We start from the raw sequence: 19,915 nt of genomic DNA on the forward strand, positions 1-19,915 counted from the left end.
ACCGGAAAAGGATGACAAGGCATGGCATTGCCCGATTTCTCTATGCGCCAGCTCCTGGAAGCCGGCGTTCACTTCGGCCACCAGACCCACCGCTGGAACCCGAAGATGAAGCCGTATATCTTCGGCGACCGCAACAACGTCCACATCATCGACCTGGCACAGACCGTTCCGCTGCTGTCGCGCGCCCTTCAGGTCGTGTCCGACACGGTTGCCGGTGGCGGCCGCGTGCTCTTCGTCGGCACCAAGCGCCAGGCGTCCGACATCATTGCCGATGCCGCAAAGCGTTCGGCCCAGTACTACGTCAACGCCCGCTGGCTCGGCGGCATGCTGACGAACTGGAAGACCATTTCCAACTCGATCCAGCGCCTGCGCAAGCTCGACGAGATCCTGTCCTCGGAAGGCTCCGGCTACTCCAAGAAGGAGCGTCTCAACCTCGAGCGCGAACGCGAGAAGCTTGAAAAGGCCCTCGGCGGTATCCGCGACATGGGCGGCACGCCGGACCTGATGTTCATCATCGACACCAACAAGGAATCGATCGCGATCCAGGAAGCCAAGCGTCTCGGCATCCCGGTCGTCGCCATCATCGATTCGAACTGCGACCCGGACCCGATCGACTTCCCGATCCCCGGCAACGACGACGCCTCGCGCGCCATCGCCCTCTACTGCGACCTGATCGCGCGTGCCGCCATCGACGGCATCGCCCGCCAGCAGGGCGCATCGGGCCGTGACCTCGGCGCGTCCGCCGAGGTTCCGGTCGAGCCGGCTCTCGAAGCCGAAGCGTAAGGCCAAGGTCGGAGCGAGGCTTTCGTTCCTGCTTTCTTGAGATAACCGAGGCCAGAGAGACGATCCCTGGCCTCGGCTTGTTTGAAGACCCTGTCTGCCCGCGACCCCGGGGTCGTGGTTGAGGCGGCGGGTCGGCGGTGATCTTCATCACCCTGTCACACTTCCGGGTACATTCGTTCCCAAAACCTTGAGTTCGCCGAGGTTTTCCGGCGACACGCAACAAGAACCGACAAGAGGCTCACAATGGCTGAAATCACCGCTGCACTGGTGAAGGAACTGCGCGAAAAGTCCGGCGCAGGCATGATGGACTGCAAGAAGGCGCTGGCTGAAAACAACGGCGACATCGAAGCGGCAATCGACTGGCTGCGCGCCAAGGGCATCGCCAAGGCCGACAAGAAGTCGGGCCGCACCGCAGCCGAAGGCCTGATCGGCATCGCCAGCGCCGGCACGAAGGCCGTCGTCGTCGAGATCAACTCCGAAACCGACTTCGTTGCCCGCAACGATGCCTTCCAGACCATGGTTCGCGGCGTTGCCGACGTGGCGCTGACCACCGACGGCACCGTCGAGGCCGTTGGTGCCGCCACCTATCCGGCAACCGGCAAGTCGGTCACCGACACGATCAAGGACGCCGTCGCCACCATCGGCGAGAACATGAACCTGCGCCGCTCGGTCCTGCTGTCGGTCGAGGACGGCGTCGTCGCGACCTACATCCACAACGCCGCCGCCGACCGTCTCGGCAAGCTCGGCGTGCTCGTCGCGCTGAAGTCGACCGGCGACAAGGAAGCCTTGAACGCCATCGGCCGCCAGGTCGCCATGCACGTCGCCGCGACGGCTCCGCTCGCCATCCGCGCCGAGGAAGTCGATGCTGCCGTCGCCGAGCGCGAGCGCAACGTCTTCATCGAGCAGTCCCGCGCCTCCGGCAAGCCGGAAAACATCATCGAGAAGATGGTGGAAGGCCGCATGCGCAAGTTCTTCGAGGAAGTCGCCCTTCTGTCGCAGGCCTTCGTCATGAACCCCGACCTCACGGTCGGCGCTGCCGTCAAGGAAGCTGAAAAGACCGTCGGCGCGCCGATCGAAGTCGTCGGCATGGCCCGCCTCCTGCTCGGCGAAGGCGTCGAGAAGGAAGAGTCCGACTTCGCCGCCGAAGTCGCAGCCGTCGCCAAGGGCTGATTTTCACATTCCCGCATGGGAAAAGAATGACCCGCCCGGGAAAAGAAGGGGGCGCCGCGTGACAACGCGGCGCCCTTCGTGTATCCGGCTTGCCGAAATGCCTGCCCCGAAATTCTCAAGCGGCGATGGCTGCCCTCAAGCGGGACCGCCCTCGGTTCTGCCCGGCTGCCGGTTCGGGAGAGCAGGTGCACGAGTTCAGGAGCGACCATGACGGCCAAGCCAATCTACAAACGTGTTCTGTTGAAAGCCTCCGGCGAGGCGCTGATGGGCTCGCAGGGTTTCGGCATCGATGTGGCGGTCGCCGATCGCATCGCCTCCGACATCGCCGAAGCCCGGGCGCTCGGCGTGGAGGTCGGCGTCGTCGTCGGTGGCGGCAACATCTTCCGCGGCGTGGCGGTTGCCTCCAAGGGCGGCGATCGCGTCACCGGCGACCACATGGGCATGCTGGCGACGGTCATCAACGCGCTGGCGCTCGCGACGTCGCTGCGCAAGCTCGACATCGACACGGTCGTCCTGTCGGCGATCGCCATGCCGGAGATCTGCGAGAGCTTTTCGCAGCGCGCGACGCTCTACCATCTTTCGCTCGGCCGCGTGGTGATCTTCGCCGGCGGCACGGGCAACCCGTTCTTCACCACCGATTCCGCCGCCGCGCTGCGCGCCGCCGAAATGGGCGCCGAAGCGATCTTCAAGGGCACGCAGGTCGACGGCATCTATTCGGCCGACCCGAAGAAGGACCCGGCCGCCACGCGCTTCGACCGCCTGACGCACAGCGAGGTCCTTGAAAGGGGCCTTGCCGTCATGGATGTCGCAGCCGTCGCGCTGGCGCGCGAGAACCACATCCCGATCATCGTCTTCTCCATCCACGAAAAGGGCGGTTTTGCTGAAATATTGACCGGGGGCGGGCGCGGGACCATCGTAACCGACAACTGATTCTTGAGGCGCGCACGCGAGGCGCGTGCAGCCGCTCTATGAAAACGGGAGTATCCGATGAGTGAAGGTATTGACCTGAAGGAACTGAAGCGTCGCATGGATGGCGCGATTTCGGCTTTCAAGAACGACATCGCGTCGCTGCGCACCGGCCGTGCCTCGGCCAACGTGCTCGATCCGGTGCAGGTCGAGGCCTATGGTTCGCGCGTGCCGCTGAACCAGGTCGCCAACATCTCCGTTCCCGAGCCCCGCATGCTGTCGGTCTCCGTCTGGGACAAGGGCATGGTCGGCGCCGTCGAACGCGGCATCCGCGAATCGAATCTCGGCCTGAACCCGATCATCGACGGCCAGAATCTCCGCATTCCGCTGCCCGAGCTCAACGAGGAGCGCCGCAAGTCGCTCGTCAAGGTCGCGCATGACTATGCCGAAAAGGCCAAGGTCGCGATCCGCCATGTGCGCCGCGACGGCATGGACGACCTCAAGAAAGCCGAAAAGGATGGCGATATCGGGCAGGATCTCTCCCGCAGCCAGTCCGAAAAGGTGCAGAAGATGACCGACGAGACGATTTTGGAGGTCGATCGCTTGCTTGCCGAGAAGGAAAAGGAAATCATGCAGGTCTAGGGCTTCTGCCGCCTGCCTCCGTTCCTCCTTTCCGGATCGTTCATGAACCAGCTCTCGCCCAGCACCGCACCGGCACACGTCGCCATCATCATGGATGGCAACGGACGCTGGGCGAATGCCCGCGGCCTGCCGCGCGCCATGGGGCACCGCAAGGGTGTCGAAGCGGTGCGCGAGGCCGTGCGCACGGCCGCCGAATGCGGCGTGCGATACCTCACGCTCTTCGCCTTCTCCTCGGAGAACTGGAGCCGGCCGGAGAGCGAGATCAGCGACCTGATGGGCCTGCTCAAGACCTTCATCCGGCGTGACCTCGCGGTGCTGCACCGGGAGAACGTGCGCATCCGCGTCATCGGCGACAAGGCGAACCTTTCCAGCGACATCCTGCCGCTCCTGCTGGAGGCCGAGGACACGACCCGCGCCAATACCGGCATCACGCTGGTCATCGCCTTCAACTACGGTTCGCGCGACGAGATCGCCCGCGCCGTGCGCCGGCTCGCGGCCGAGGTCGCCGCCGGCCGCCTCGATCCCGCCGAGATCGGCCCGGAGCGCATCGGCGCCTCGCTCGACACGTCCGGCATTCCCGACCCCGACCTCATCATCCGCACCAGCGGCGAGGAGCGGCTCTCCAACTTCCTGCTCTGGCAGGCGGCCTATGCGGAGCTGATGTTCATTCCCGAGTTCTGGCCCGATTTTTCGCGCGACACCTTTGTCGCCGCGCTGTCGCGCTATGCCATGCGCGAGCGCCGCTTCGGCGGCCTGCAGGCGGCAAAGACGCTTGCGGTGGGTTCGTGATGCACAGCGAACTGCGCCTGCGCATCCTCTCCGGCATCGTGCTCGCCGTCGTCGTGCTTCTCGCGACCTGGCTCGGTGGCCTTGCCTTCCGCCTGCTCGCCTCGGCCATAGCGCTGCTCGTCTACTACGAGTGGTCGACGATCATCCGCCTGCCGGAAACGGACTTCCGCGCCAATGCCTTCGGCTGGCTGTCGGTCGTGCTCGTCGCGGCGCTTGTGCTCTTCGGCTTCGACGAGCTCGCGCTGCCCGCGCTGATCGGCGCCACCCTGATCGGCATCGCCTATGCCTTTGCCCTGAAGGGCAGCGGCTGGCTTGCCGGCGGCATCGTCTATTCCGGCCTTACGGCGATCTCGCTCGCCGCCATCCGCGGCGACACCGCCCACGGCTTTGCCGCCATGCTGTTCATCTTTGCCGTCGTCTGGGCGACGGACATCCTTGCCTATTTCGTCGGCCGGGCGGTCGGCGGGCCGAAGCTCGCCCCGCCCATCTCGCCGGGAAAGACCTGGTCGGGGGCGATCGGCGGCGCCATTTCCGCGGTTGTCGCCGGCACGCTCGTGCACATGATCTTCTTCCCGCTGAACGGCCTGTGGGTGCCGGCGATCGCGCTGGTGCTCTCGGTGTTCAGCCAGATCGGCGACCTTTTCGAATCCTTCATCAAGCGCCGTTTCGGCGTCAAGGATTCCAGCCGCCTCATTCCGGGACATGGCGGCGTCATGGACCGGGTGGACGGCCTTGTTTTTGCCTGCTTCGCCGCGTTCCTCATTGCGCTTGGCGACGCGATCGTTTCGGGCACCGTCAACACGCCGGCCGGCGTGTTCCTTTTCGGCCCGTAGCGGCGACACATTGGGGATTGGGTTCATGGACATGCTGGCTGGCTCCGTTGGATTCGTGACGGGCTACATCCTTCCCTTCCTGGTCGTGCTGACGCTCATCGTCTTCGTGCACGAGATGGGCCATTACCTTGCCGGCCGCTGGTCCGGCATCGGCGTCACGGCCTTCTCCGTCGGCTTCGGCCCGGAACTCTTCGGCTTCACCGACCGCCACGGCACGCGCTGGAAACTCTCCGCCATCCCGCTCGGCGGCTATGTGAAATTCCTCGGCGACGACGACCCGGCCTCCATACCGGACTACGATACCGTCGCCTCGCTGCCGGAGGATGTGCGCAAGCGCACCTTCCTCGGCGCCGCCCTTTGGAAACGGGCGGTCACGGTCGCCGCCGGCCCCATCGCCAATTTCGTGCTCGCCATCGCCATCTTCGCCGTGATGTTCTCCATCTACGGCCGCCAGATCGCCGACCCGATCGTCGCGGAAGTGCGCCCGGACAGCGCCGCCGAAGAGGCGGGCGTGCGGCCGGGCGACCTCCTCGTCGCGCTCGACGGCAATCCGGTCGCGACCTTCGACGACGTGCGCCGCTATGTCAGCGTGCGCCCGGAGCTGACGATCACGGTGACGGTGCGCCGCGACGGCCAGGACCTCGACCTGCCCATGGTGCCCAAGCGCACCGAGATCACCGACCAGTTCGGCAACAAGATCGAGCTCGGCCTGATCGGCATCGTGACCAACCAGGAAAGCGGCAATTTCCGCGTCGTGGAATACGGCCCGGTCGAGGCAGTGGGGCAGGGCGTGCTGCAGAGCTGGCATATCGTGACGGGGACGTTCGACTATCTGTCCAACCTCGTGATGGGACGCATGAAGGCCGATCAGCTCGGCGGGCCGATCCGCGTCGCGCAGGCCTCCGGCCAGATGGCGACGCTCGGTGTTGCCGCCCTGCTGCAGCTTGCCGCTGTTCTGTCTGTTTCCATTGGACTTTTGAACCTGATGCCGGTTCCGGTACTTGATGGCGGCCATTTGATGTTCTATGCGGTGGAAGCTATCCGGGGCAGGCCTGTCGGGCCCGGGGCGCAGGAGATCGCATTCCGCATCGGCATGGCGCTGGTGCTCATGCTGATGGTTTTCGCGACCTGGAACGACATTTCCATGCTCCTCGGCTGAGGTTTGCCGCATTGCCGGCAGGGAATCGAAAAAGGGGGCCGCTTACGCTGAGGCAGTCGCGCTAACGCTCTGTTTACCGTAATGAAACGGATGTAGTGGCCTTCGGGCCACGGTTGGAATTGAAGTAAACAGAAATTAACGCGTACGCTTGCTTGTATGGCAAAAGCGGTTAAAACGGCAAACGTGACCGGAGTCGGGCGCGCGCCTGCCGGGACGTTGAAACGAAGGTAAGTAGTGAAGATGAAAGCTGGTTCAAACTTTTTGAACGCCGTGTCGGCCGTTGCATTGTCGGCCAGTATGGTTGTCACGGGCGGCTCTTTTGCCACGCTTGTCTCCGCCACCGTCGCGGAAGCGGCCGTGATCCGCAGCGTCCAGGTGCGTGGTGCCAGCCGTGTGAGCGCCGATACGGTCAAGGCGAACATCACCATTGTACCCGGCAAGAACTTCTCCAACGCCGACATCGACGCTTCCGTGCGCCGCCTGTTCGCGACCGGCTATTTCTCCGATGTGAGAATCGCCGTCTCCGGCAGCACGCTCGTCGTCACGGTCGATGAAAACCAGCTGATCAACCAGGTCGTCATCAACGGCAACCGCAAGATCAAGGACGAGAAGCTCACGCCCGTCCTGCGCTCGCAGTCGCTCGGCCCGTACAGCGAAACCGCCATCGAAGCCGACAAGCAGGCCATCCGCGACGCCTATGCCTCGATCGGCCGCTCCGACGCCACCGTCACGACGCAGGTCTATCCGCTCGGCAATGGCCGCGTGAACGTCGCCTTCATCGTCGACGAGGGCGACCGCACGAAGATCTCGCAGATCAATTTCGTCGGCAACCAGGCCTACAGCAACAGCCGCCTGCAGGCCGTCATCGTCACCAAGAAGTCGAACTTCCTGTCGTTCCTGACCCGCAAGGACGTCTACAGCGAAGACAAGCTGCGTGCCGACGAAGAGGCGCTGCGCCAGTTCTACTTCAACAACGGTTATGCCGACTTCCGCGTCGTCTCGTCGGAAGCCGTCCTCGACGAAGCCTCCAACGAATATGTCGTGACCTTCACGGTCGAGGAAGGCCAGCGCTACGACTTCGGCCCCGTGAGCGTCGAATCGACGGTCGAGGGCATCGACGGCGAGGAGCTGCAGGGCCTCATCGAATCGCGCCCGGGCAAGGTCTACCGCGCCCGCGACGTGCAGGACACGATGTCCGAGATTTCCAAGCGCGTCGCGGCCAACGGCTATCCGTTCGCCCGCGTGACGCCGCGCGGCAACCGCGATCTGGGCAATGGCACGATCGCCGTCGACTATCTCGTCGACCAGGGCGAGCGCGCCTATGTCGAGCGCATCGAGATCCGCGGCAATACCCGCACGCGCGACTACGTCATCCGCCGCGAGTTCGACATCGGCGAAGGCGACGCCTTCAACCAGGAAGTCATCACGCGCGCCAAGCGTCGCCTGGAGGCGCTCGGCTACTTCTCGACCGTCAACATCTCCACGGCGCCGGGCAGCCAGCCCGACCGCGTCGTCCTGGTCGTCGACGTCCAGGACCAGTCGACCGGTTCGTTCGGTATCGGCGCCGGTTACGAGACGGGCGACAAGGGCGGCTTCAAGCTGGAAGCCTCGATCGAGGAGAAGAACTTCCTCGGCCGCGGCCAGTACATCCGCGTTGCTGCCGGTGGCGGCGAGAACTCGCGCGACTACAACCTGTCGTTCACCGAGCCCTACTTCCTCGGCTACCGCCTTGCGGCCGGCTTCGACGTGTTCAAGAACGAAGACGACAGCGAAGACTACTACAGCGTCGATACGCAGGGCTTCACGCTGCGCGTGACGGCTCCGATCACCGAAGACCTGTCGACGTCGCTGCGTTACAACTACACCAAGCTCGACTATAATTCCGGCGACCTGAGCGAGCTGTCTTCGCCTTACCAGCATGTCGTCGTCAACGGCCCGTGGGTTCGGTCCTCGATCTCGCACAGCCTGACCTACGACACGATCGACGACAGGACCTTGCCGCGCGACGGCATCTTCGCCCAGATCACGCAGGAATTTGCCGGCCTCGGCGGCGATTCGGATTTCTACAAGATCTCGGGCAAGGCCCGGTACTTCCATATGCTCATGGAGGATGCGGACGTCATCGGCTCGATCGCCGTCAGCGGTGGCCACATGTGGGGCCGCAACGACGTGAAGGTCTACGACCAGTTCACGCTGTCGGCAAACGACCTGCGCGGCTTCGAATCGGGCGGCATCGGCCCGCGCGCGACGTCGACGGGCGATGCGCTCGGCGGCACGACCTACTTCACGGCCTCCGCGGAAGCGTCCTTCCCGCTGCCGTTCATCGCGCGTGACTCCGGCTTCCGCGGTGCGGTCTTCGTCGATGCCGGCACGCTTTACGGCAACGACGTCAAGACCGTTGCGGCCGACAGGGTTCGTGGCGAGGACATGAGCCTGCGCGCCTCGGTCGGTGCCTCCATCATCTGGGCATCGCCGTTCGGTCCGCTGCGTGTCGACTATGCTGTTCCGGTCAAGAAGGAATCCTTCGACGAGGTCCAGCGCTTCAAGTTCGGCATCGCAACCCAGTTCTGAGATAGGCAGTCCAGAACTGCGAGAAGACGGGCGTTCTGGAGTCATGCCTATGGAGCATAACTGGTTTTTTCCGCCCCATGACGGCGTTCGCCTGGGAGACCTGGCGGCAAGGCTTGGGGCGGAACTTGCCGACGCCGCGCATGCCGACCGCATCGTGCGCAGCGTCTCGCCCGTGAGCCGGGCGAAGGACGGCGACCTCTGTTACATCCTCTCCCGCAAGTTTCGCGCCGAGCTTGAGACCAGCGAGGCGACTGCCATCCTGTGCGATCGCGCTCTGGCCCCGCTCATTCCGTCGAAGATCGCGGTTCTGCTTTCGACCCGCCCGCACACGGCCTTTGCCCGCGCCGGGGAAATCCTGTATCCCGCCGCCATGCGGCCGGAAGCGATGACCTCGGCGCCCGCCGGCGTCGCCCAGGGCGCCTATGTCGATCCGCAGGCGCGCCTCGAGGACAATGTGTCCGTCGAACCCATGGCGGTGATCGGCAGGGGCGCGGAGATCGGCGAGGGCAGCCGCATCGGCCCGGGCGCGATCGTCGGCGCGGGCGTGCGCATCGGCCGCGACTGCACGATCGCCGCGGGCGTCACGATCCAGTGCGCGCTGATCGGCAACAATGTCATCATCCACCCCGGCGCGCGCATCGGCCAGGACGGCTTCGGCTATGCGCCCGGTCTCAGGCCCGGCATGATCAAGATCGTCCAGATCGGCCGCGTGATCATCCAGGACCATGTGGAGATCGGCGCGAACACGACGATCGACCGGGGCACGATGGACGACACCGTCATCGGCGAGGGCACCAAGATCGACAATCAGGTCCAGGTCGGCCACAACGTGCGCATCGGCCGCCATTGCGGCATCGTCAGCGGCGTCGGCATCGCCGGCAGCACGCGCATCGGCGATGGCGTGATGATCGGCGGCGCGGCCGGCATCAACGGTCATATCACCATTGGAGACGGCGCGCAGATTGCCGCCATGAGCGGTGTCGTCGCCGATATTCCACCGGGCGAGAAATATGGCGGCATTCCCGCCCGCCCGATGCGCGATTTCCTGCGCGACATGGCGGAGATCGCCATGCGTTCCAGCACTCGAGTCCAGAAGAAGGGGGGCAACGATGAGTGAAGAGACCAAGGCGACGCTCGGCGTGGCTGATCTGCGTGAGATCCTGACGTTGCTTCCTCATCGCTATCCGTTCCTGCTCGTCGACAAGATCGTCGACATCGACGGCGACGATTCGGCCATCGGCATCAAGAACGTCACGGTCAACGAGCCGCAGTTCATGGGCCATTTTCCCGATCACCCGATCATGCCGGGCGTGCTGCTCATCGAAGGCATGGCGCAGACGGCCGGCGCGATCTGTGCCCGCAAGACGCGCGCGGGCACCAATCTCGTCTACTTCATGACGATCGACAATGCGCGCTTCCGCAAGCCGGTCGTGCCCGGCGACCGCGTCGAATTCCACGTCGCCAAGCAGAAGCAGCGCGGCAATATCTGGAAGTTTCACTGCGACGCAAAAGTTGATGGGCAACTCGTCGCGGAAGCTGATATCGGCGCGATGATCGTCAAGAAGGAAGACGCCTGATCATGATTGCCGCCAGCGCGAAGATCCACCCGCTCTCCGTCATCGAGGACGGGGCGGTCATCGGTGAGAACGTCGTCGTAGGCCCCTTCTGCCATGTCGGGCCCAAGGTCGTTCTCGGCGATGGCGTGGAGCTTCTGACGCATGTGGTGGTCACGGGCCGCACGGATATCGGCCGCGGCACGCGCATCTTCGCCAATGCCGTCATCGGCGGCGATCCGCAGAGCGTGCATCACGACGGCGCCGAGACGACGCTTTCCGTCGGCGAGATGTGCGTCATCCGCGAAGGCGTGACGATGAACACCGGCACGACCGAAGGCGGCGGCAAGACCGTCGTCGGCAGCAACAACCTGTTCCTCGCCAATTCGCATGTCGCGCATGACTGCCAGCTCGGCAGCCACATCATCCTGTCGAACAATGTCATGCTCGCCGGCCATGTGACCGTCGAGGACCGGGTGATCCTCGGCGGCGGCTCGGCAGTGCATCAGTTCACCCGCATCGGCCGTCAGGCCTTCATCGGCGGCCTTTCGGCGGTCGCCTATGACGTCATCCCCTATGGCATGCTGAACGGCAATCCGGGCATCCTCGGCGGCCTCAACGTCGTGGGCATGAGCCGGGCGGGCATGGAGAAGGCGGCGATCCACGAGGTCCGCCGCGCCTTCAAGCAGATTTTCGAAGGCGAGGGCTCGATCCGCGCCAATGCGGCCGCGATCCGCGCGGATTATGCGAACAGCGTGCCCGTCATGCACATCCTCGATTTCATCGCCGCCGAAAGCGACCGCGCGCTCTCCTCGCCGAACCGCGGCAAGGCCTGAGCGGCATGGCGGACAGCCGGCCCCTCGCGCGCGACCGGCTGGCCATCATCGCCGGCGGCGGCCTCCTGCCGCGCTATGTCGCGGATGCGGCCCGCGCCCGTGGCGAGGATCCCTACATCCTGGCGCTGCGTGACGAAGCCAGCCCGGACTGGTCCGGCTTCGAGCACCAGGTCATCTCCATCGGCAACTATGCCGGCATCGGCGCCACCTTCCGCGCGAAGGGCATCGGCCGGGCCGTGCTGTCGGGCTCCGTCCGGCGCCGGCCGGAATGGCGGGACATCCATGCGCCGCTGAAGGCTCTTGCCGCCGTGCCCTCCATCATCCGCACGCTGCTGAAGGGCGGCGACGATGCGGTGCTGAAGATGGTCATCCGGCTGATCGAGGCCGAGGGGGTGCGTGTCGTCGGCGCGCATGACATCGTGCCGGACCTGCTCGGCAGCGAAGGCCCGCTCGGCGCCGTCGCCCCGGACGCGGCCGCCGAGGCCGATATCGCCGCCGCCGCCGCCGCCGCGCTGGTGCTCGGCCGCCTCGACGTGGGGCAGGGCGCCGTTGCGCTCGGCGGGCGCGTGGTGGCGCTGGAGGGGGCGGAGGGCACGGATGCAATGCTGGAGCGGGTGGCGGGCCTGCGCGCGGCCGGGCGCATCTCCGCGCGCCGCAAGGGCGTGCTCGTCAAGCTCTGCAAGCCGGAGCAGGACCTGCGCGCCGACCTGCCGTCAATCGGCGTGGAAACCCTGCGCCGCGCCCGCGCCGCCGGCCTCGCGGGGATTGCGGTGGAGGCTGGGCGCTCGCTGGTGCTGGAGCGCGCGGCGCTCGTTGCCGAAGCGGATGCGAACGGCCTGTTCGTGACCGGCATCGTGCCGGACAGGGCGGAGATGAGGCAATGACGGGAAGGCCCCTGACGATTGGCGTCGTTGCCGGCGAGGTTTCCGGCGATCTCCTCGGCGGCGACCTGATCGCGGCCTTGCGGGTTGCCCATGCCGGCCCGGTCGCGCTCGTCGGCGTCGGCGGCGAGGCACTGGAGCGGCAGGGGCTTCAATCCCTGTTCGATTTCTCCGAGCTCTCCATCATGGGAATCTCGCAGGTGCTGAAACGCCTGCCATCGCTCATCCGCCGCATTCGCCAGACGGCCGATGCCCTGATCGCCGCGCGACCGGACGTGCTTGTCATCATCGATAGCCCGGACTTCACACACCGCGTGGCGCGCCGCGTGCGCAAGGCACTGCCGGACCTGCCGGTCGTCAACTATGTCTGCCCGAGCGTCTGGGCCTGGAAGGAAGAGCGCGCGCCGCGCATGCGCGCCTATGTCGACCACGTCCTCGCCCTCCTGCCGTTCGAGCCGGCCGTGATGGAGCAGCTCGGCGGCCCGGCGACGACCTATGTCGGCCACCGGCTGATCGGCGATCCCGATATCCGGCACATCCGCGCCGCGCGCCTTGCCCGCGCCGAGCGGGCGCCCGGCGAGCGCGTCTGCCTGCTGCTTCCCGGCTCGCGCGGCACCGAAATCACCCGCCTGCTGCCGGTCTTCGGCGAGGCCGCACGGGAGATCACCGCGCGAAACCCCGGCACGCGCTTCCTCCTGCCCACCGTGCCGCGGCAGGAAGCGCTGGTGCGAAAGCTGACGGCAGACTGGCCGGTGAAACCGCAGATCACCGTGTCCACCGCGCAGAAGTGGCAGGCCTTCACCGAGGCCGATGCGGCGATCGCGGCATCCGGCACCGTCATCCTCGAACTGGCGCTCGCCCGCGTGCCGGTCGTCTCGACCTATCGTTTCGACTGGCTCGCCAACCTCTTCCTCGGCAAGGTGAGGATCTGGACGGCGGCGATCCCCAACATCATCGCCGACTATGCCGTCGTGCCGGAATACCTGAACGACATGGTGCGCCCCGGCAGCTTGACCCGCTGGTTCGAGCGGCTTTCGCAGGAGACGATGCAGCGCCGCGCCATGCTGCAAGGCTACGACCTCGTGCACGAACGCATGCAGACCGGAAGGCCGCCCGGCGAGACCGGCGCGGCGGTCATCCTCGATCTCCTTGCAGCAAAAAAGCCCGGTCGAAACTGACCGGGCTTTTTCATGGATATCTGCTGAAATCAGCGCTTGGAGACGGGGATATAGTCGCGCTTCGGAGCGCCGACATAGAGCTGGCGCGGACGGCCGATGCGCTGTTCCGGGTCTTCGATCATCTCGTTCCACTGGGCGATCCAGCCGACCGTGCGGGCGAGCGCGAAGAGCACGGTGAACATGGTGGTGGGGAAGCCCAGCGCCTTCAGCGTGATGCCGGAGTAGAAGTCGATGTTCGGATAGAGCTTCTTCTCGATGAAGTAGTCGTCCGTCAGCGCGATGCGCTCCAGCTCCATCGCGACTTCCAGCATCGGATCGTCCTTGATGCCGAGCTCGCCGAGAACCTCGTGCGTCGTCTTCTGCATGATGCGGGCGCGCGGGTCGTAGTTCTTGTAGACGCGGTGGCCGAATCCCATCAGGCGGAACGGATCGTTCTTGTCCTTCGCCTTGGCGACATATTCCGGAATACGCTCGACCGAGCCGATTTCGGCGAGCATGTTGAGCGCGGCTTCGTTCGCGCCGCCATGGGCCGGGCCCCAGAGGCAGGCGATGCCGGCCGCGATGCAGGCGAAGGGGTTGGCGCCGGAGGAGCCGGCGAGGCGGACCGTCGAGGTGGAGGCGTTCTGCTCGTGGTCGGCATGCAGGATGAAGATGCGGTCCATGGCGCGCGACAGCACCGGGTTCACCACATAGTCCTCGCACGGCACGGCAAAACACATGCGCAGGAAGTTCGACGCGTAGTCGAGGTCGTTCTTCGGGTAAACGAAGGGCTGGCCGATATGGTACTTGTAGGCCATGGCGGCGATCGTCGGCATCTTGGCGATCATGCGCAGCGAGGCGACCATGCGCTGGTGCGGATCGGTGATGTCGGTGGAGTCGTGGTAGAAGGCCGACAGCGCGCCGACACAGCCGCACATGACGGCCATCGGGTGGGCGTCGCGGCGAAAGCCGGTGAAGAAGCGGCTCATCTGCTCGTGCACCATGGTGTGGTGCGTGACACGGTAGTCGAAATCGTCCTTCTGGGCCTTGGTCGGCAGCTCGCCGTACAACAGAAGATAGCAGACTTCGAGGAAGTCGCCGTGTTCGGCCAGCTGCTCGATCGGGTAGCCGCGGTGCAGCAACACGCCTTCGTCGCCATCGATATAGGTGATCTTCGACTCGCAGGAGGCGGTGGAGGTGAAGCCGGGGTCGTAGGTGAAGGCGCCTGTATTCTTGTACAGCGTGCCGATGTCGATCACATCGGGGCCGATCGTACCGGACCGGGTCGGCAATTCGACTGTCTTGTCACCGATCGACACACCCGCGCTTGTTCCTGTCATAACGATCCTCCGTTGTTTCCAATGGCGGCACGAGGTTGTGCCGGAACCATGAACATGCTCGTTTTGCTAGCCCATTTGCGTTTGCATGCCAAGCGAGACCAAAGGCAAATTGTGCATTGCGAAAACAGGCTTTCCGGCAACGCAATATCTACCCTTTCCAACAAGTTTCAAGCAACTTTTGCGCGTGTTTCATTAAATGCGGAGGTGGCATCCTTTCTGTTTGGCTTAGCATCTGCGGCGGCTACTGCTGATTGAATATTCTTCCGTTCGATTGCATGATGAGGTCCGGACGGGCGGGGCCGCGATCATGGAGAAAGCCGACGTCAAAGAACGGCGGGAAGTGCCCGAGGCCGATGCCTGGCGGGCGGTGCCTGATGGCGCCCGCCTGCCGACCCCGGTTTACGGGCCGCGCAACGGGTCCGTGTTTTCCGGCATGCGGCACGCGGCAATGCGTCTCCGGGGCGCGGCTGCCGCGCGGCAGGCGGGCGCGGCAGCCCTTGCGGAGGAGCGCGCCCACGGCCACTTCTTCCTCTTCGTTCCGGTCTTTCTCGGCGCCGGGGCCGCTTTCTGGTTTGCCGTCGCCTCCGATCCGCCGCTTCTTGCCATACTCCTCTCCGCCTCACTCGCCTTCTGGCCGGCCTGGCGCCTGCGCCACCGGGAAGACTGGGTCGCGCTTGTGGCCGCCGCGGCGTTTCTGGTTCCCGCCGGCATGCTGCTGGCCGCGCTTGAAAGCGCCCGGCTCGGCACGGTCATCCTTGACGCGCCGGTTACCACCGAGATCCATGGCCGCGTGCTCTCGCGCGAAAGCGATGAACGCGGTGCGATCCGTTATCGCATCGCGCTCGATGCGACGCGCGATCCCGTGCTGAAGCGGCAACCCGCCGTGGTGACGCTGCTGGCCCGCAGCCGGCACGCGCCGATCCCGATCGGCGGCGGCATAACCGGGCGCGCCCGGCTCGGCCCGCCCTCCGGCCCGGCGCTTTCGGGTCTCAACGACTTCGCCTTCGACGCGTATTTCGCCGGCACCGGGGCGGTCGGCTATTTCTACCGCGCGCCGGGCACGGCCGCGGTGGCCGATCCGGGGCTTGCCGACCGGATCCGGCAGGAGATCGCCACATGGCGCAACAACCTCACCGAGCACATCCGCGGCCGCATCGGGGGCGATGCCGGGGCGATCGCCGCGGCACTGGTGACGGCCGAACAGCGGGCGATCGGCGTGGAGACGGTGGAGGCGCTGCGGCAGGCGGGGCTTGCCCATGTGCTCGCCATTTCCGGGCTCAACATGGTGCTTGCCGCCGGCACCTTCCTCGTCGGCGCGCGCGTCGTGATGGCGTTGATCCCGGGCTTCTCCGAGCGTTATCCCGCCAAGAAGATCGCCGCCGCCGGGGCGCTCGTCATGGTGACGCTCTACATCCTCGTCTCGGGCGGCGCGATCTCCGCCGTGCGTTCCTGGATCATGATCTGCGTCATGCTCGTCGCGGTGCTGTTCGGCCGGTCCGCGATCAGCCTGCGCAACGTGGCACTTTCGGCGATCCTCATCCTGGTCGCGACGCCGTCCGCCGTCACCAATCCCGGCTTCCAGATGTCCTATGCGGCGACGCTCGGGCTCGTCGCCGGCTATGCGGCCTGGCGCGAACGCCCCGTCCGGCGGGAGGACGGGGGAGGGCGCCTGAAACTCTTCGGCGGCGCGCTCGGCCGCTTCTTCGGCGGGCTCATGCTGTCCTCGCTGATCGGCGGGTTCTCGACCCTGATCTATTCCATCGGCCACTTCCACCGCATCCCGGCCTACGGGCTGGCCGGCAACCTGCTCGCCATGCCCGTCATCAGCGCCGTCGTCATGCCCTTCGGTCTCGTCGCCGTGCTCTTGATGCCCCTTGGCCTCGATGCGGTGCCCTTCGCGATCATGGGCAAGGGCATCGAGTGGATGATCGCCCTTTCGACATGGGTCGCGAACTGGAAGGGCGAGATCGTCACCGGCCGCATTGCGCCCGCCGCCTTCCTTCTGGTCGGCCTCGGCGGCGGCCTTGTCTGCATCCTGCGCACGCGGCTGCGCCATGCGGGAACGTTGCTTGTCGGCCTCGGCCTCGCCATCGCCTGCTGGCCGGCCGGACGCGATGCGCCGGAGGCGCTGGTGTCGGAGGACGGCCGCCTCGTCGCCATCCTTCATGGCGAAACCGTCGCGACGAACCGTGCGCGGCCGCCGGACTTCATCTATGCGCAGTGGCGGCGCGCCCTCCGGCTCGGCGATCTTGCAAAACCGGACATCCGCCGGAGCGCGGGATTGACTATCGAGGACGCGGGCGAGCCCTCCGGTGCAACCGGAGACCGGAAACGGCCCCGGCGCAAGGCCGACCGGCAAAAGGCGAGGGACGCCATGGCCGCGGCTTTCACGGCGGCGAGAGAGGGCGACAATTTCGTTTGCGAGGCAAAGGCATTCTGCGCCGCCGTCTCGCCGAGCGGCTGGCGGATCGTCACCCTGGACGACGTCGCCTTCCTGGGCACGGCCTGCGACGCCGCCGATCTCGTCGTCGTTCCCTTTGCCCTCCGGCTGGAGGTCTGCCGTTCGGGCGCCCGCCTGGTGACGGCGCGTCATCTGAGGCGAACCGGCGCCCTCGAGATCCGGCCGGATCCTGAAGGCGCATCCGGCGCTCTCTCCGGGGCCGACATCACGCCGGCCGTCGAAAGCTTAGCCCGGCCGTGGTCCCGCCATCGCACCTATGACTGGCGCACCGGCACCTTCGATCTTCCGAAGGATCAGTTGTAGCGGCGGATGAGGCCGACCAGCTTGCCCTGGATCTTCACGCGGTCCGGCCCGAAGATGCGGGTCTCGTAGGCTGGGTTTGCCGCTTCGAGCGCGATGGACGCGCCCTTGCGGCGGAAGCGCTTCAAGGTCGCCTCCTCGTCGTCGACAAGCGCCACGATGATTTCACCGGGATTGGCGCTGCTGGCATTGCGGATGATGACCGTGTCGCCGTCGAGAATGCCGGCCTCGATCATCGAGTCGCCCTTGACCTCCAGCGCATAGTGCTCACCGTTGCCGATCATCTCGGCCGGCACGGTGATGTCATGCGTGTTGTTCTGGATGGCGGAGATCGGCACGCCGGCGGCGATGCGGCCCATGACCGGTACGGAGACGGAAGACGGGATCTCCGCGATCGGCGTGCGCTGCGGCGGGGCGGCGGCCGGGGCCTGCTTGCCGCGGCTGCCCTCGATGACCGCCGGCGAAAAGCCGCGGCGCGGCTGCAGGCTCTGGGTATAGGCCTCGGGAAGCTTGATCACCTCCAGCGCGCGGGCCCGGTTGGGCAGGCGCCGGATGAAGCCGCGCTCCTCCAGCGCCGTGATGAGGCGGTGGATGCCGGACTTGGAGGCGAGATCCAGCGCATCCTTCATCTCGTCGAAGGAGGGGGGAATGCCGGACTCCTTCATCCGTTCATGAATGAACAGGAGAAGTTCCTGTTGTTTGCGCGTGAGCATGGCCCCTCCACCGAGAATCGTGTGAAACAAATCCAGAACAGACACTATCTGTTCCATATGTGTTCCGCAAGGGGTTGCTGAAACAATAATAGTACTGTTCAGGCGGCAGGTTCGCGCAGCAGAAGAACCGTGCAGGGCGTGCCCGCCGGGGCCGCCGGGGCGTGGGGCGGGCGGACGAGCAGGCCTTCGGAGACGGCGAACGCCTTCATCATCGAGGAATCCTGCTTGTCGAGGGGCGTGACGAGCAGTTCGCCGGCGGGGCCGCGGGCGATGCGCGCGCGGACATAGTCCTGCCGGTGGTCGTTCTCCTTGAGCGGCACGGCGGCGACGGCCGGATGTTGCCGGTCTTTCGCCGGCAGGCGGGCGAGACGGCGCACGAGGGGAGCGAGGAAGAGATGCGAGCAGACGAGGCTCGAAACGGGATTGCCGGGCAGGCCCACCACCTGGACCGCGCCGAGGCGGCCGACCATCAGGGGTTTTCCCGGGCGCATGGCGATGCGCCAGAAATCGAGTTCCATGCCCGCCTCGCCGAGCACGGGCTGCACGAGGTCGAAATCCCCGACGGAGGCGCCGCCGAGCGTGACGAGCACGTCGATATCCTGCGTCAGCGCGTGGCGAACGGCCTCCAGCAGCGCCTGCCTGTCGTCGCGAACGATGCCGAGGTCGATCACCTCCGCGCCGGCCTCCCGGGCGAGGGCGGCGACGCCGTAGGTGTTGGAGGCGATGATCTGGCTGGCGCCGGGCGGCGTGCCGGGCGGCACGAGCTCGTCGCCGGTGGCGAGCAGGGCGATGCGGGGGCGGGCATAGACCGGCAAGACGGGGTGGTTCATCGCCGCCGCCACGGTCAGCCGGCCGGCATCGAGCACGTCGCCGGCCTTCAGGACGACCTCGCCCTCGGAGAAATCCTGGCCGCGGGGACGGATGTGGCGGCCCTTCGGGGTGAGGAAGGTGGTGCGGATGCGGCCGTCTTCCAGCACCGCGGCATCTTCCTGCAGCAGAACGGTATCGGCGAAGGCCGGCAGCGGGGCGCCGGTGAAGATGCGCACCGCCTCGCCGGGCGCCGCGATGCCCTCGAAGGCATGGCCGGCCGAGGAGAGGCCGACGACCGACAGGACGGAGCCGAGCACGGCGATGTCCGCATGGCGCACCGCATAGCCGTCCATGGCGGAATTGTCGAAGGGCGGCTGCGTCAGCCGTGCGGCGATGTCTTCGGCGAGCACGCGGCCGTCGGCCTCGTGCAGCCCAACCGTCTCCGTCCGCCGCGTCGGCCGGGCGGCGGAAAGCAGGCGGTCGAGGGCGTCCGCGACGCTGAGGAGGGACATCAGCCGGCGTCTCCGCGCCGGTAGTCGCCGGAGCGTCCGCCGGATTTTTCGACGAGGCGGATGCCGCTTATCTCCATTTCGCGGTCAGCGGCCTTGGCCATGTCGTAGATGGTGAGGCAGGCGACGCTGACGGCGGTGAGCGCTTCCATCTCGACGCCGGTGCGGCCGGTGAGCTTGGCCATCGCCTCGACGCGCAGGCCCGGCAGGGCGCGGTCCTCGAAGACCTCCACGGCCACCTTGGTCAGCATCAACGGATGGCAGAGCGGGATGAGGCTCGCGGTCTGCTTGGCGGCCATGATGCCGGCAAGGCGCGCCGTGCCGATCACGTCGCCCTTCTTGGCATTGCCGCTAAGGATGAGCTCCAGCGTCGCCGGCGCCATGCGGACGAAGCCTTCGGCTCTTGCAACGCGCACCGTCTCGGCCTTGTCGCCGACATCCACCATGCTGGCTTGCCCGGCGGCGTCGATATGGGTGAGCGTGCGGGCCTCGCCCGTCATTG

19 protein-coding genes are annotated in these 19,915 nt (G+C 66.2%); 15 read left to right on the forward strand and 4 right to left on the reverse strand.

From position 1 onward, the window contains the following. Positions 1–21: 21 nt before the first annotated feature. The 13 genes from rpsB (at position 22) to lpxB (ending at position 13,301) form a co-directional block, all read left to right on the forward strand. Positions 22–783 (forward strand): 30S ribosomal protein S2, encoded by a 762-nt coding sequence (rpsB, locus tag AABQ55_RS13710; RefSeq protein ID WP_064330154.1) that lies wholly within the window; start codon positions 22–24, stop codon positions 781–783. A gap of 243 nt (positions 784–1,026) precedes the next feature. Then, a complete protein-coding gene (tsf, locus tag AABQ55_RS13715) occupies positions 1,027–1,953 on the forward strand; it encodes a translation elongation factor Ts (protein WP_244765568.1) in 927 nt (308 codons plus the stop codon). A 207-nt stretch (positions 1,954–2,160) separates the two neighbouring features. Further along, on the forward strand, positions 2,161–2,883 hold the full coding sequence (gene pyrH / locus AABQ55_RS13720; protein ID WP_244765567.1) for a UMP kinase: 723 nt from the start codon (positions 2,161–2,163) through the stop codon (positions 2,881–2,883). A 57-nt stretch (positions 2,884–2,940) separates the two neighbouring features. Further along, positions 2,941–3,501: a ribosome recycling factor gene (gene frr / locus AABQ55_RS13725; RefSeq protein ID WP_244765566.1), complete on the forward strand. Its 561-nt coding sequence runs from the start codon at positions 2,941–2,943 to the stop codon at positions 3,499–3,501. A gap of 42 nt (positions 3,502–3,543) precedes the next feature. Then, on the forward strand, positions 3,544–4,290 hold the full coding sequence (locus AABQ55_RS13730; protein ID WP_244765565.1) for an isoprenyl transferase: 747 nt from the start codon (positions 3,544–3,546) through the stop codon (positions 4,288–4,290). Further along, complete coding sequence (locus AABQ55_RS13735; protein WP_244765564.1) at positions 4,290–5,123, forward strand: phosphatidate cytidylyltransferase; 834 nt, start codon at positions 4,290–4,292, stop codon at positions 5,121–5,123. The genes AABQ55_RS13730 and AABQ55_RS13735 overlap by 1 nt, the downstream gene beginning before the upstream one ends. A 31-nt stretch (positions 5,124–5,154) precedes the next feature. Next, entirely contained in the window at positions 5,155–6,282 is a 1,128-nt protein-coding gene (gene rseP / locus AABQ55_RS13740) for an RIP metalloprotease RseP (RefSeq protein WP_432348302.1), read from the forward strand. Between the two features lie 240 nt (positions 6,283–6,522). Next, positions 6,523–8,853: an outer membrane protein assembly factor BamA gene (gene bamA, locus AABQ55_RS13745; RefSeq protein ID WP_272805398.1), complete on the forward strand. Its 2,331-nt coding sequence runs from the start codon at positions 6,523–6,525 to the stop codon at positions 8,851–8,853. A 49-nt stretch (positions 8,854–8,902) separates the two neighbouring features. Further along, positions 8,903–9,970, forward strand: coding sequence for a UDP-3-O-(3-hydroxymyristoyl)glucosamine N-acyltransferase (lpxD, locus tag AABQ55_RS13750; protein WP_272807455.1), 1,068 nt, complete (start codon positions 8,903–8,905; stop codon positions 9,968–9,970). Beyond that, positions 9,963–10,430, forward strand: a complete 468-nt coding sequence (gene fabZ, locus AABQ55_RS13755; RefSeq protein WP_244765561.1) for a 3-hydroxyacyl-ACP dehydratase FabZ — start codon at positions 9,963–9,965, stop codon at positions 10,428–10,430. Before lpxD ends, fabZ begins: the two co-directional genes overlap by 8 nt. After that, the gene (gene lpxA / locus AABQ55_RS13760; RefSeq protein WP_272807456.1) at positions 10,427–11,242 is read left to right on the forward strand and encodes an acyl-ACP--UDP-N-acetylglucosamine O-acyltransferase; all 816 of its coding nucleotides are present in this window, start codon (positions 10,427–10,429) and stop codon (positions 11,240–11,242) included. Before fabZ ends, lpxA begins: the two co-directional genes overlap by 4 nt. A gap of 5 nt (positions 11,243–11,247) precedes the next feature. Then, complete coding sequence (locus AABQ55_RS13765) at positions 11,248–12,126, forward strand: LpxI family protein (RefSeq protein ID WP_272805399.1); 879 nt, start codon at positions 11,248–11,250, stop codon at positions 12,124–12,126. After that, positions 12,123–13,301 carry a lipid-A-disaccharide synthase gene (gene lpxB / locus AABQ55_RS13770; protein ID WP_272805400.1) on the forward strand — a complete coding sequence of 393 codons (1,179 nt, stop codon included), beginning with the start codon at positions 12,123–12,125 and terminating at the stop codon, positions 13,299–13,301. The genes AABQ55_RS13765 and lpxB overlap by 4 nt, the downstream gene beginning before the upstream one ends. A 29-nt stretch (positions 13,302–13,330) precedes the next feature. On the opposite strand, the gene gltA is transcribed toward lpxB, so the two are convergent. Beyond that, the gene (gene gltA / locus AABQ55_RS13775; protein ID WP_244765558.1) at positions 13,331–14,620 is read right to left on the reverse strand and encodes a citrate synthase; all 1,290 of its coding nucleotides are present in this window, start codon (positions 14,618–14,620) and stop codon (positions 13,331–13,333) included. A gap of 48 nt (positions 14,621–14,668) precedes the next feature. Here gltA and AABQ55_RS13780 point away from each other — a divergent pair, with 48 nt between their 5' ends. Continuing rightward, the gene (locus tag AABQ55_RS13780) at positions 14,669–14,875 is read left to right on the forward strand and encodes a hypothetical protein (RefSeq protein ID WP_244765557.1); all 207 of its coding nucleotides are present in this window, start codon (positions 14,669–14,671) and stop codon (positions 14,873–14,875) included. A gap of 52 nt (positions 14,876–14,927) precedes the next feature. Further along, positions 14,928–17,384, forward strand: coding sequence for a ComEC/Rec2 family competence protein (locus tag AABQ55_RS13785; protein WP_272805401.1), 2,457 nt, complete (start codon positions 14,928–14,930; stop codon positions 17,382–17,384). Here AABQ55_RS13785 and lexA read toward each other — a convergent pair. The 3 genes from lexA to moaC form a co-directional block, all read right to left on the reverse strand. After that, positions 17,375–18,094 (reverse strand): transcriptional repressor LexA, encoded by a 720-nt coding sequence (lexA, locus tag AABQ55_RS13790; RefSeq protein ID WP_244765555.1) that lies wholly within the window; start codon positions 18,092–18,094, stop codon positions 17,375–17,377. The two genes, AABQ55_RS13785 and lexA, sit on opposite strands and share 10 nt — an antisense overlap. 98 nt (positions 18,095–18,192) lie before the next feature. Then, positions 18,193–19,416 carry a molybdopterin molybdotransferase MoeA gene (locus tag AABQ55_RS13795; RefSeq protein ID WP_272805402.1) on the reverse strand — a complete coding sequence of 408 codons (1,224 nt, stop codon included), beginning with the start codon at positions 19,414–19,416 and terminating at the stop codon, positions 18,193–18,195. Continuing rightward, positions 19,416–19,913, reverse strand: coding sequence for a cyclic pyranopterin monophosphate synthase MoaC (moaC, locus tag AABQ55_RS13800; protein ID WP_272805403.1), 498 nt, complete (start codon positions 19,911–19,913; stop codon positions 19,416–19,418). The genes AABQ55_RS13795 and moaC overlap by 1 nt, the downstream gene beginning before the upstream one ends. Positions 19,914–19,915: the final 2 nt, after the last annotated feature.

The organism is Shinella sp. WSD5-1 (assembly GCF_963942435.1).
Classification (GTDB): domain Bacteria; phylum Pseudomonadota; class Alphaproteobacteria; order Rhizobiales; family Rhizobiaceae; genus Shinella; species Shinella yambaruensis.

Excerpts from the sequence above, each read along its gene's own strand:
- rpsB (WP_064330154.1), top strand. The coding sequence starts at position 22 with ATGGCATTGCCCGATTTCTCTATGCGCCAGCTCCTGGAAGCCGGCGTT.
- tsf (WP_244765568.1), top strand. The coding sequence starts at position 1,027 with ATGGCTGAAATCACCGCTGCACTGGTGAAGGAACTGCGCGAAAAGTCC.
- pyrH (WP_244765567.1), top strand. The coding sequence starts at position 2,161 with ATGACGGCCAAGCCAATCTACAAACGTGTTCTGTTGAAAGCCTCCGGC.
- frr (WP_244765566.1), top strand. The coding sequence starts at position 2,941 with ATGAGTGAAGGTATTGACCTGAAGGAACTGAAGCGTCGCATGGATGGC.
- AABQ55_RS13730 (WP_244765565.1), top strand. The coding sequence starts at position 3,544 with ATGAACCAGCTCTCGCCCAGCACCGCACCGGCACACGTCGCCATCATC.
- AABQ55_RS13735 (WP_244765564.1), top strand. The coding sequence starts at position 4,290 with ATGCACAGCGAACTGCGCCTGCGCATCCTCTCCGGCATCGTGCTCGCC.
- rseP (WP_432348302.1), top strand. The coding sequence starts at position 5,155 with ATGCTGGCTGGCTCCGTTGGATTCGTGACGGGCTACATCCTTCCCTTC.
- bamA (WP_272805398.1), top strand. The coding sequence starts at position 6,523 with ATGAAAGCTGGTTCAAACTTTTTGAACGCCGTGTCGGCCGTTGCATTG.
- lpxD (WP_272807455.1), top strand. The coding sequence starts at position 8,903 with ATGGAGCATAACTGGTTTTTTCCGCCCCATGACGGCGTTCGCCTGGGA.
- fabZ (WP_244765561.1), top strand. The coding sequence starts at position 9,963 with ATGAGTGAAGAGACCAAGGCGACGCTCGGCGTGGCTGATCTGCGTGAG.
- AABQ55_RS13765 (WP_272805399.1), top strand. The coding sequence starts at position 11,248 with ATGGCGGACAGCCGGCCCCTCGCGCGCGACCGGCTGGCCATCATCGCC.
- lpxB (WP_272805400.1), top strand. The coding sequence starts at position 12,123 with ATGACGGGAAGGCCCCTGACGATTGGCGTCGTTGCCGGCGAGGTTTCC.
- gltA (WP_244765558.1), bottom strand. The coding sequence starts at position 14,620 with ATGACAGGAACAAGCGCGGGTGTGTCGATCGGTGACAAGACAGTCGAA.
- AABQ55_RS13780 (WP_244765557.1), top strand. The coding sequence starts at position 14,669 with ATGAACATGCTCGTTTTGCTAGCCCATTTGCGTTTGCATGCCAAGCGA.
- AABQ55_RS13785 (WP_272805401.1), top strand. The coding sequence starts at position 14,928 with ATGGAGAAAGCCGACGTCAAAGAACGGCGGGAAGTGCCCGAGGCCGAT.
- lexA (WP_244765555.1), bottom strand. The coding sequence starts at position 18,094 with ATGCTCACGCGCAAACAACAGGAACTTCTCCTGTTCATTCATGAACGG.
- AABQ55_RS13795 (WP_272805402.1), bottom strand. The coding sequence starts at position 19,416 with ATGTCCCTCCTCAGCGTCGCGGACGCCCTCGACCGCCTGCTTTCCGCC.
- moaC (WP_272805403.1), bottom strand. The coding sequence starts at position 19,913 with ATGACGGGCGAGGCCCGCACGCTCACCCATATCGACGCCGCCGGGCAA.